Raw genomic sequence first — 11,652 nt, forward strand, 5'->3', positions numbered from 1 at the left:
ACGCGGCTTACGCCGCTGCTACGGGGTGATGGTGAGGTTGGGGGGGGTTGTGCCGACGGCCTGCCAGCCAGGTCGGTACATTGACTCCACCTGCGGCGGTGGCACCTTGTAGGTGCCCGGCGTCACGGCGCGGGCCAGGTACAGCAGGTGCGTGCTGCCATAACCCTCGAGCTTGAGCGCCGCCACGTAGCGATCATCGCGAAACTCCTGATGCTGCACGCTGGCATTCTGCATCGACTCGCGCCACTGCTTGACGCTGCTGCTGGCGTTGTCCAGGCTCGCCGCGCTTTGTGCCAGGTTCTGGTTTTCGATTTCCAGCCCCGCCGGCAGCAGATCGACCACCAACGCGTCCGGCACCCTTTGCTTGGCACCCACCACCAGATGCACCAGCACCAGTTCGCCGCTTTTCAGGCTGTCCAGCTTCAGGGGTTCACCCTTGAGGCTCAGGTAATCGCGCCGGATCGACAGATTGTCGCCGCCTGCCGCAGGCGGCTGGGCGGGATAACCGGACAGGGTCAACTGCTGGTACAGCGGTTGCGCAGCGCTGCTGGTCACCGTGAGTGACTCCGCCAGCGCGGCGTCCGCCAGCTTCAGTGCCGGTTGGGTATCGCTGAGCTCGTGGCTCAGGCCGGCGCTTTGCAGGTGAGCGGTCCAGGGTTGCTGAGGCTGCGCCAGCGCCGTGCGGCCTGCCATATACAGGGCGTTTCGCTCCTGCGTCGACAACCAGCCAGTGCCTGCGAGCAAATCGGACAAGGTGAACAGGCGCGCTTGCAGGGTGCCTTTGCCCAAGTCATTTTCCTCCAGCAAGGCCAGTATCAGTGCCTGATCACGCAGCGGGCTGCCGTAGTCGCCGAGCCATTGCTGGTCGGTGCGGCCGGCAGCCAGGCCAGCCTGCAAGGCCTGATCGGCACGAGGCTGGTCACCCATTTTCTGCAGCGCGATGGCCAGCTGTACCAGCGGCAATCCGGAGCGAGCATCACTGCGCCGTTCGAAGACACTGCGCAACGCGCCCAGAGGTGCCTGCTGACTGCGCGCCAGCACCAGACCCGCATAGGCCTGCACGGCGAAGCGGGTGTGGTCGAGGTTGTCGCTGTAGTCGGCTTCGATCAGATTACGTTCCTGCAGGTACCGCAGCAGCCGCTCGCTGGCTTTCTTCAGGGCTTCGGGCGGCACGGCGTAGCCCTGGTCGCGGGCGCGCATCAGGAAGTCAGTCACGTAGGCAGTCAGCCAGTACTCTTCCTCGCCATCTGCGCCCCACAAGCCGAAGCTGCCGTTGTAGCGCTGCATGCCCAGCAGCCGCTCGATGCCAATCTCGACCTTGCGCGTGCGCTCGGCATCGGTGTCGCTTTCCACACCCAGCTTCTTCAGGGTGGCGGCATCGGAATACAGCGAGGGGTACAGGCCGCTGACGGTCTGCTCCAGGCAACCATAGGGGTAAGCCCTGAGTGCGCGAATCTGTTCACCGATGTTCAGCGGTGGCCGACTCGACAGGCTCAGCAGCGCTTCGCGGCCGGCGGGTTCGAAAGGTGATAGAGAACCGGCGGGAAGGGTCCAGGGTTGGTCCGTGAGCACGGTTCGCAGATGCTTGACCAGCGCCGGGTAGGCCGGTCGTACGCCGAGAGTCCAGTCACGGGCCATCGGCGGCAGGCTTTCACCGGGCAGGTCGAGGCCGTCGATGTGCGCCTTGAGGTGGCCCTGCCCCAAACCACCCGTGGCACGCACGGGAATGTACAAGGTCTGGCGCTGCCCCTTGGCCAACTGCAGCTGCTGCTGGGGGGTTCCCGGCAGCATCAGCGGGCCTTCTGCGCTCATATGCACGGTGAGATGCTGGGTGTGATCGGTCAGGTTGGTGACATCCAGCGCCACTCGGGTTTCATCGCCACCGGCCAGAAACCGTGGCGCCGACAATTCGGCCACAAGCGGTGCCGCCACCACGGTACTGGCCTCGGCCATGCCGTAGCGCTCATCGGTCCAGGCCTGGGCCATCAGCCGCAGTTCGCCATTGAAGTCCGGGATGTCGAGGCTCAACTCGCCTTCGCCCTGTTCGTTCAACGTTACCGGCGCACTTTGCAGTGCGACGATGGTGACATTGGTCTGCGGACGCTTGCCGCCCTTGGCCAGGTCCGCCGCATCGCCACCAAACGCCAGGCTGGCCAGCCGGCCCTGCCCCGCTTCGATCAACTGACCATAGACATCCAACTGGTCGGCACCGTATGCCTTGCGACCGAACAGTGCGGCGAAGGGATCGGGCGTGGCGTACTGGGTGATATTGAGGATGCCGACGTCCACCGCCGCTACCAACACGCGAGCCTGGGTCGGCACGCTACCGTCGCTGTTGCGGGCCTGCACCTTGACCTTCAGGGGTTGGCGCGGACGCACTTTCTGCGGCGCATCGAGGGTCAGCGCCAACTGGCGCGGCGCGCGATCCAACGGCAGGTGCAGCAGCCCCACCGCGCGCTTGGGCGTGACATTGGCTTTGCGCTCGCCGGGACGCACCACCTGTGCGCTGATATAGAGATCGTGACGGGCCCATTTCGGATCGATCCTGATGTCGAAGGCCTTGCCCTCGGCGGGCACATCGATCTCCTGCCACCACAGCGGACCCTCGGCCGACTCGACCAATAGATAGCCATTGCCGGCAGCTGGCGGAGTCACCGTCACCCTGGCGGTGTCGCCGTCGGCATAGGCAGGCTTGTCCAGCGCCAGCTTGACCTGGTCTGGCCGCACTGCGCCGCCCTCGGTATTGTCCTGCCAGCTGTACCCGGCCCAGAAGCGCAGACTGCTGACCAGGCCAGTCGCCGGATCTTCGAGTTCTACACGGTAGGGACCCCACTCAACAGGAAAACTGACCTTGGCAGTGCCGCCCGCCTCGACCTTCAACGTCTCTTCGCTGAGGTTCAGGTACTTCTCGTTGTAGTTGTAGCTCCAGCCGTCGCTTTCCGAGTAGTTCCAGTAGTAGTCGCGGCGCTCGCGGACCAGCCGTACCTTGAGGTTGTCAGCGGCCAGCTTGTTGCCCTGGGCGTCAGCCACCAGCAATTCGAACTCGGCGGGACCGTCGCCGTCGACGTTTTCGCCCTGGAACACACCGCGCAGGCCGGGCAGACGATCGGCGGGCCAGACCGGCTGTATCAGGCGACGGGTGATGGGACGGCCACCGGACTCCTGCAGGCTGGCCTGCAACACCACCTGCAGAGGGGACTTGGCTTCGCTCCAGCGGCTGTCGATGTTCAGGGACGCCCTGCCCTGCGGGTCCAGCGTGGTTTCGTCCAGTTCCAGGTCCTGGGAGAGTTCGCCTTCGGTCAGCGAACCGAACTGGAAGCCGGGCAGCGCGGGCACGGCTTCGCGCAGCGGTCGCACATAGATCTGACCACTCAGACGATTGCCCGCGGCGGGCGCACCGTACAGGTAGCGGCCAGTGACATCGACGGCCAGGGCCTCGGCGGGCGCCAGCGGTTGCTCGCGGGCCTTGAGGTCTAGCGCCATGCGCTCGGGCAGGAAATCCTCGACCTGGAATTCATAGACCTGGGGTTTGCCGTCGCCCAGGTCCAGCAGCAATTGCCAACGCCCGGTCGGGGCTTCAGCGGCCAGTGGTAATTGATACTGGTAGAGGCCCGACGCATCGGGCTGCCAGACGAACTTGCGGCTGACCTGATCGTCCGGCCGGCGCACTTCGACACTCACGGGCTGCGGCTTCACGGGATGGCCGTCGTTGTCGCGCAGCAGCGCGTTGAGCAACACCGTTTCGCCGGGGCGGTACAGGTCGCGGGGGCCGAAGACGAAGAACTGCAACGGGTGAGCCTTGGGGCCGGTGATATCGAATTCGGCCAGGTCCAGTGCCGAGCTGTTCAAGCGCAACAGGCTGGTCTGGTCGCCTTGATGCGCCAGCAGCACTTCGGCCTTCACCGGTGAGACCAGTTCGGCGTGCCCAGCCGCGTCGGTTTTGCCTTCGCCAAGCACGCGGCCCTGGGCGTCGAGCAATTGCAGGGCGACGTCGGGCTGGGCCTTGCCGCCTTCCAGGGCCTGGGTGAACACGTCCATGCGGTTGGCATAGCGGTGCACCGACAGGCCGATGTCACTGAGGGTGAACAGCGTGGCCGGCTGGGCGTAGTTGTAGCTGCCCGAGGCGCGCATCACCGCCAGGTAGACACCAGGCTGCTGCAAAGGCTTGATGCCGCTGATGGGCAACAGCAGGGTTTCACGGGTATTGCGCGCCGGGTCGAGATCGAAACGAGCGCCGTATACCAGCTCTGCCATGGGCAACAGCTCACGGGACTCGTAGCTTTGCAGACTGCTGTTGCGGCCCCAGCGACTGAGGAACGCGGGCAGCTGCTCGGGTCGTATGCGGAAGAATTCGACGTCGACCTTGGCGACGTTCAACGCGATCACCGGCAGCCCTTCAGCCAAGCGGGTCGGCAACAGTGAACCGCGGCTGGCGAAACCGACGGTGGGTTCCAGGTCACGGGTTTCCAGGCGGCTGATGTACTCGGCAGCCAGCGTTTGCCTGTTCACCGCCAGCAGGCCGGCATCGACGGTCAGCACCAGCTTGCGCTTGGGCTCCAGATGCCTGAGACGCAACTCCATCAGGTTGTCGGAGAGTTCCCAGGTGCCGTCCAGCTTGCCGCTGACGGTGTCGACCAGGTGCACCTTGTCGGCGAAGTTCTGCGTGGGGTCCAGCGGCACCGTGAAGGTCACCGAAAGGGTGCTGGCGCCGTCCAGTTGCACTTCGGAGACGTCGGCGACGGTGAGTTCGCGTCCAGCATAGCGCTGGGCCAGGGCGGCGACATCGACAGTGGCGGCGGCTTTGGGCGCGGCTGCGACCGGCACGGGTTCGGCAGTCGGCGCGGGCTTGTCCGACGTAGAGGAATCGCACGCGCCGAGCAGAGCCAGGGCGCAAGCCAGAAACAGTCCTTTGTTCAACATAGGGTACTCGGGGCAGTGAAAAGCAAGACCTGGAATATATCCGAATAGGCGGCGTATTGCGGTGGCCGAGAGATTAGTGGGCTGTCAGCGATTGGATATCGGTCACTCGCCGAATCGCTGTGGCGGCTGCCAGCGACAGCACCGCCACTGACCACCCGTGCTAGGAAACCCAACGGTCCTGCCGCTGCAAGCGCCACCCCAGATAGCCCAAGGTCGCCGCGCGCAGTGCCATGAACAGGAGAAAGCTCAGCCACAGGCCATGGTTGCCCCACGCGGTACTCAGCCACCCCAGCGGCAGCATCACGGCCACACTCACCAGCATCGCATTACGCATCTCCCGCGCCCGGGTGGCACCGATGAACAGCCCGTCCAACAGATAACTGCCTACTGCCACCAACGGCAGCACGGCCAGGTAGGGCAAAAACGGATAGGCTGCTTCACGCACACTGGGGATATCGGTCTGCAGATTGACGAACACGTGCCCACCCAGCAGGAACAGCAGCGCAAACGCCGTGCTGGCAATCAGGGACCAGCCAAAGGACACCACCATCGAGCGGCGCAGTGTCTGCCGATCCCGCGCCCCGATGGCATGGCCACACAGGGCTTCGACGGCATGCGCCAGGCCGTCCAGGGCATAGGAGGTGATCAACAGGCCATTGAGCAGCAGCGCGTTGGCGGCGACGGTGGCGTCGCCGAATCGTGCACCCTGGATGGTGATCAGCAGGAATACGCCGGACAGTGCCAAGCTGCGCAGGAAAATGTCGCGGTTCACCCCCAGCAGCGGCCGCCAGTTGGCCCACGTCCGAAGTGCTGACCACGCCATCTTCCCGGGATAGGCGCGCAATGCCGGTCGGGTCAGGGCCAGGCCCAGCAGTGCGCCTATCCATTCGGCGATGACCGAGGCACGGGCCGAGCCCAGCACGCCCCAGTCCAGACCCAGTACGAACCAGAGGTTGAGGGCGATGTTGATCAGGTTGGTGGTGAACAGGATCAGCAAGGGCGCGCGGGCGTTTTGCGTGCCCAGGAACCAGCCTATCAGGGCATAGGTGCAGAGCGCGGCTGGCAGGCCCAGCAGGCGAGTCTGGAAGAAATCGTGGGTGGCGTTTTCCAACGCGGCCGACGGCGCCATGAAGCTCAGGGCGAGATGGCTGAAGGGCAGGGCGAGCACGGCCAGCAGCAGGGAAAACAGCAGCCCGAGGCCCAGCCCCTGGACCAGGATCCGCCGCAACATGCTGCCATCGCGGCGCCCGGCTGCCTGGGCGGCAAAACCGGTGGTGCCCATGCGCAGAAAGCTCATCAGCGACACCATGAACGTGAACAGGCTACCGCCGACCGCCACGGCGCCCAGTTGGTGGGCATGCGGCAAATGGCCGATGACGGCGCTGTCTACCAGGGTCACCATGGGCACCGACAGGTTGGACAGAATCATCGGTGCGGCCAGCGCCCAGACTTTTTGATGGGTGGGGCGATGACGCCAGTCGGTGAGTAGTGTGGACATGGGGGCTCCGGAACGAGGGAGCGATTGTAGCCGTTTGTGTCGCCAACGAGGGCCCCTCGCGGGTAGAACCCGCTCCCACAGGGACCGGGGTGTGGCGCAGATCACTGTGGGAGCGGGCTCTGCCCGCGATGGGGGCTGGATGATCAGCTACACATTCGAGTGATGCGCCGCCAGTGCTGGCGCCATCGCGGGTAGAACCCGCTCCCACAGGGACCGGGTGTAGCGCGGATCAGTGTGGGAGCGGGCTCTGCCCGCGATGGGGGCTGGATGATCACCTGCACATTTGAGTGATGCGCCGCTCGTGCCGGCGCCATCGCGGGTAGAACCCGCTCCCACAGGGGCCGGGGTGTAGCGCAGATCAGTGTGGGAGCGGGCTCTGCCCGCGATGGGGGCTGGATGATCACCTGCCTCCCACAGGACCCAGCGGCAGCGCAGATCAGTGTGGCAGCGGGCTCTGCCCGCGAGGGGGGGCTGGATGATCACCTGCCTCCCACAGTACCCAGCTGCAGCGCAGATCACTGTGGGAGGGGCTGGAGGGCAGCGTGGTATTACGAGGACAGGTACGAAGAACGGGTCAGGCCCAAACGTAGCGCATCCAGGTACTGGGTACGCTCGCGTGGGGTGATCTTCGCGCTGGCGACCTTGTCGCGGTAGTGCGTCATCAGCTCTTCAGGAGACAAGTGCACATAGCGCAGCATGTCTTCGATGGTGTCGTGGGTTTCGATGCCGGCGCTGTAGGCGCTGCCATCCTGACGCTGATAGATGTTGACCGAGTCGGTGTCGCCGAACAGGTTGTGCATGTCGCCCAGAATCTCCTGGTACGCACCTACCAGGAAGATACCCAGCAGATAGTCTTCACCCGGGTTGACCCCGTGCACTGGCAGGCTGGTTTCGATGCTCTGCTCGTCGACGTACTGCTTGATCTTGCCGTCGGAGTCGCAGGTCAGATCTTGCAGCACCGCACGACGCAGGGGTTCCTCATCGAGGCGGTGCAGGGGCAGGATCGGCAACACCTGGCCAATGGCCCAGGTGTCGGGCAGGCTCTGGAACACCGAGAAGTTGCAGATGTACTTGTCGGCCAACTTGTCGTTGAGTTCGTCGAGTACCTGGCGATGTGAGCGCTGGCGAGCCTTGAGCGAGTTGTGCAGGCGACGGCATACGGCAAAGTAGCACTGCTCGGCCAACGCCTTCTGCGCCAGGGTCACCTTGCCATCGGCGTACTGAGCGGCGATGTCGCTGATGTAGTGGGTCGCGCGCCAGTAGTTCTCGGTGACCATTTCGATGTCGGTCGGGCCCAGCAGGTCCACCAGCCATTGCAGGGTTTCCGGCAGGTTTTCCCGATCGGTGATTTCCGGCACTTCGTCGTTGTGACGCTCGACGTCCGTGACCTGCACCACAAGCATGGCGTGGTGAGCGGTCAGCGAGCGACCGCTCTCCGAGAAAATGTGCGGATGGGGCATGCCCTGCGCATCGCAGAACTCCTTGAGCATGCCCACCACGACACCGGCGTAGTCGTCCATGTCGTAGTTGATCGAACTGGCGTTGCGCGAATGGGTGCCGTCGTAGTCGACCCCCAGGCCGCCACCGACATCGATGTGATCGACGGGCAAGCCCAGGGCGCGCAGTTCGCCGTAATAGCGGATCGCTTCCTTGAAGCCATGCTGGTAGTCGGCCAGGTTGGCGATCTGCGAGCCCATGTGGAAGTGCAGCAAGCGGATGCCCTGGTCCAGGCCAGCGTCGCGGAACCGTTCGACGACCGACAGCAATTGCGCTGCGGACAGGCCGAACTTGGACTTCTCACCACCGGTGTCGGCCCACTTGCTCGACGCCAGCGAGGACAGGCGCACGCGCAGGCCTACCTGTGGCTTGACCTTGAGCTCGGCGGCTTCCTCGATCACCAGGGCGACCTCGGATTCCTTCTCGATGACGATGAATACGTTGTGACCCAACTTCTGGCCCATCAAGGCCAGGCGGATGAACTCGCGGTCCTTGTAGCCGTTGCAGACGATGGTGCCGCCCTTGGGCGCCAGGGCCAGCACGGCCAGCAGCTCGGGCTTGGAGCCGGCTTCCAGGCCAATGGAGACGCCTTCGGTAGCGATGATGTTTTCCACCACCGCTTCCTGCTGGTTGACCTTGATCGGGTAGAGGGCGGTGTACTGGCTCTGGTATTCGAGACGCGCGATGTTGGCGTCGAAGGCACCGGTAAGCTGACGCACGCGGTCTTGGAGGATGTCCGGAAAGCGCACCAGCAGCGGCAGCGACAGGCCGCTCTTGCGCAGTTCGTCGACTTGCTCGTAAAGGTCGATGGGCGAGCTGTCCGGGCCATTGGGGCGAACTTCGACGCGACCGGCTTCGTTAATGGCGAAGTAACCCGCGCCCCAGTGGCGAATGCCATAAACACTGCGGCTGTCGGCCACGGTCCATTGGCTGCCGTCGTCTTTGCGTGTGCGTCGTACGGACATCGAGGTCCCCTATCAATAAAGTCGAATGTCGCGGGCCCGATCCGGGCCCAGCGCAGTGTAGGAAGTAAAGATGACGTTTGCTGCGCTTGCAGGCATAGACCCCGCATGGCACGTCAAGTTTAGAAACCGACGGCTTCAGCCACCGGATTTCTTGGCCTTGAAGCCTTGCTTGATCAGCTCGCCGAGCAGCAGTTCGACGTGGTCGCCCTGGATTTCGATGACACCGTCTTTCAAGGCGCCGCCGGTACCGCAGCGGCGTTTGAGGGTGGTGGCGAGTTCCTTCAGGGCATCGGCTGCCAGGGGCACGCCGGTGATGGTAGTGACAGTCTTGCCGCCGCGGCCCTTGCTTTCGCGGCGCACGCGGGCGATGCCATCGCCTTCGGGGATGAGCGTTTGCTTGCAAGTGCAGGCGTCGACGGGCTGGCGACAGTCGGGGCAGTGCCGACCGCTGTCGGTCGAGAACACCAGGCCGCCGAGTGCGGCGAAGGATGCGGCTTTCTTGGCCACCGGCATGCCTCTTGTGAAGTGGGTCAGGCCGCGCAGTTTAACGGCAAAAGGGGTGCGTGCTAAGTGCCTGGATGCGGCAATTTGGTGAGGATTGGCGACTGCGAACGATGCAAGGTTCGGATGATGGGGTGAATGGACGGACGCCTTCGCGGCTGCACGCCGCTCCTACAGGATTGCGGGCCCTGTAGGAGCGGCGTACAGCCGCGAAAGCGTCGGCAAGACCGGCGTACAGCCGCGAAGGCGTCAGCAGAACCAGCATGCAGCCACCAAGACACCTGTAGGAGCGGCGTACAGCCGCGAAGGCGTCGGCAGAACCAGCATGCAGCCACCAAGACACCTGTAGGAGCGGCGTACAGCCGCGAAGGCGTCAGCAGAACTGGCACGCAGCCGCGAAGACACCTGTAGGAGCGGCGTACAGCCGCGAAGGCGTCGGCAAAAACGATGAAAGATACAGGTCAGTCGCGGGTCGCGAGGTACCGTTCCAGCGCTGCCAGGGAATCAGGACAGTAGGATTCGCTGGCACTTTCGTCGAGCGCCTGTTGCACCGGGATGAACCGCGCTTCCAGAACTTCTTCAGGTTGCAGCTCCAGAGGCCCGTCCCACACAGCCGAGAACACAGCGCACCAGACACGGTTGCGCGGTTGATCGAAGAAGAAATGCTCGTGAGCCGTCAACGGCACACCCCTCACACCCAATTCCTCCTCCAGCTCCCGGGCTGCCGATTCGGCATAAGTCTCGTCGCTCTGCACCATACCGCCCGCCGCGACGTCCCAATAGCCGGGATAGATCGCCTTGCTCAAGGTGCGGCGATGCACACACAACTCACCTGCCGAGTTGAACAGCAGAATGTAGGTGCCACGACCGATCAGTCCACCCTCACGCAATTGCTCCCTGGGCATGGCGCCCAGAGGCCGGTCGCGCTCGTCGACCCAGGCAATGAGTTCGGCATCGGAGGCGGCGCGGTGCGCCACCTCGTCACTGGAGATAGGCACCGATCAGCCCTGCGACAGCAGTTGGCGCAGGTCGATCACCGCGGCGTTGGCCCGCGAGATGTAGTTGGCCATGACCAGCGAGTGGTTGGCCCACATGCCGAAGCCGCTGCCATTGAGAATCATCGGGCTCCATACCGGGGCCTGGGAAGCTTCCAGCTCGCGGATGATCTGACGCACGCTGACCGTCGCGTTCTTCTTGGCCAGGACGTCGGCGAAGTCTACTTCGATCGCGCGCAGCAGGTGCGACAGCGCCCAGGCCTGACCACGGGCTTCGTAGAAAACGTTATCGATCTGCATCCACGGGGTTTCGACGATTTCTTCGTCAACCTGAGGGGCCTGGCCCGGGATCACGCTTTCGGTCTTCAGCGTGGTGTTGAGCTTGACTCGACCGACGCTGGCGGACAAACGCTGGGACAACGAGCCCAGGCGCGTACCCACGTCGCCCAGCCAGTTGTTCAGGTTATCGGCGCGGGTGTAGAACAACGCGGTGGTCTGGGCCGGATCGGACAGCCGATTCTGGTAACGGGTCAGCAGGTTGATGCCTTCCTGGAACTCGGACTCGCTGGACGGCAGAACCCAGCTCTTGTTGTCGAAGTTGAAGCGCGGTTCGGCGCGTGCCAGATCGCCGTCTTCGGCGGATTGCGACTGCGAACGCGCGAAGTCCTTGCGCAAGGCGCGGCTCAGGTCGCGGACCTGGACCAGCACGCCATACTCCCAGCTGGGCATGTTGTCCATCCACAGGCCGGGCGGGAAGCGGTCGTTGGAAATGTAGCCGCCTGGCTTGTTGAGCAGTGTCGAGGCCACGGACTTGAGCGTTTCCACGGTGGTATAGCCGACCACCATCTGCCGGCCATCGCGCTGGGCAGCGCTTTGAGCATTCTGCTGGACAGGGAACAGCTCGGGTTCCTCGCTCCAGTACCAACCCAGCAGCAGAGTGACGATCAGATACAGCGCCAGTATTGCCAGCACCGCCTTGCTCAGCAGCAGGCTGCCAACGTAGCCCCGGGTTTTGGTACCCGTGGCATTGACCCGCTCGCGTGCCTCGCCTTTGCCCGCACGATTCTTCCAGTCCAGCATGGCTTATGTCCTTTCAATCGCAGAATTCATGGGTTCGACCTCGCCACCTGGCTAACGTGCGGCGCAGCAGCACTATAAAGGAAGGCGGCAGACGCCGCAGCCGCGGGAACGGCGTCCGGATATGTCATCGCGGCAGGGTTCGAGGGCCTCTTCGCGGCTGGACGCCGCTCCTACAGGGGTGCGCGGGGTTTGTAGG

At 64.1% G+C, this 11,652-nt stretch carries 6 protein-coding genes; all 6 read right to left on the minus strand.

Annotation, left to right across the window (positions count from 1 at the left end):
* Positions 1-18 precede the first annotated feature (18 nt).
* The 6 genes from B3397_RS09440 to B3397_RS09465 all read right to left on the minus strand — a co-directional run bounded on the left by B3397_RS09440 (position 19) and on the right by B3397_RS09465 (position 11,456).
* The gene (locus tag B3397_RS09440) at positions 19-4,920 is read right to left on the minus strand and encodes an alpha-2-macroglobulin family protein (RefSeq protein ID WP_296249349.1); all 4,902 of its coding nucleotides are present in this window, start codon (positions 4,918-4,920) and stop codon (positions 19-21) included.
* Positions 4,921-5,080: 160 nt separating this feature from the next.
* A complete protein-coding gene (locus B3397_RS09445) occupies positions 5,081-6,418 on the minus strand; it encodes an MATE family efflux transporter (protein ID WP_296249350.1) in 1,338 nt (445 codons plus the stop codon).
* A gap of 548 nt (positions 6,419-6,966) precedes the next feature.
* Entirely contained in the window at positions 6,967-8,880 is a 1,914-nt protein-coding gene (gene speA / locus B3397_RS09450) for an arginine decarboxylase (protein ID WP_296249351.1), read from the minus strand.
* Between the two features lie 135 nt (positions 8,881-9,015).
* On the minus strand, positions 9,016-9,387 hold the full coding sequence (locus tag B3397_RS09455) for a translation initiation factor Sui1 (protein WP_296249353.1): 372 nt from the start codon (positions 9,385-9,387) through the stop codon (positions 9,016-9,018).
* Positions 9,388-9,842: 455 nt separating this feature from the next.
* Positions 9,843-10,379: an NUDIX hydrolase gene (locus B3397_RS09460; RefSeq protein WP_296249355.1), complete on the minus strand. Its 537-nt coding sequence runs from the start codon at positions 10,377-10,379 to the stop codon at positions 9,843-9,845.
* A gap of 3 nt (positions 10,380-10,382) precedes the next feature.
* The gene (locus tag B3397_RS09465; RefSeq protein ID WP_296249357.1) at positions 10,383-11,456 is read right to left on the minus strand and encodes a DUF2333 family protein; all 1,074 of its coding nucleotides are present in this window, start codon (positions 11,454-11,456) and stop codon (positions 10,383-10,385) included.
* Positions 11,457-11,652 lie beyond the last annotated feature (196 nt).

Origin of the sequence: Pseudomonas sp. UBA4194 (assembly GCF_002379585.1) — a bacterium.
GTDB lineage: Bacteria > Pseudomonadota > Gammaproteobacteria > Pseudomonadales > Pseudomonadaceae > Aquipseudomonas.

Coding starts and splice junctions, on each gene's coding strand:
- B3397_RS09440 (WP_296249349.1), bottom strand. CDS start 4,920: ATGTTGAACAAAGGACTGTTTCTGGCTTGCGCCCTGGCTCTGCTCGGC.
- B3397_RS09445 (WP_296249350.1), bottom strand. CDS start 6,418: ATGTCCACACTACTCACCGACTGGCGTCATCGCCCCACCCATCAAAAA.
- speA (WP_296249351.1), bottom strand. CDS start 8,880: ATGTCCGTACGACGCACACGCAAAGACGACGGCAGCCAATGGACCGTG.
- B3397_RS09465 (WP_296249357.1), bottom strand. CDS start 11,456: ATGCTGGACTGGAAGAATCGTGCGGGCAAAGGCGAGGCACGCGAGCGG.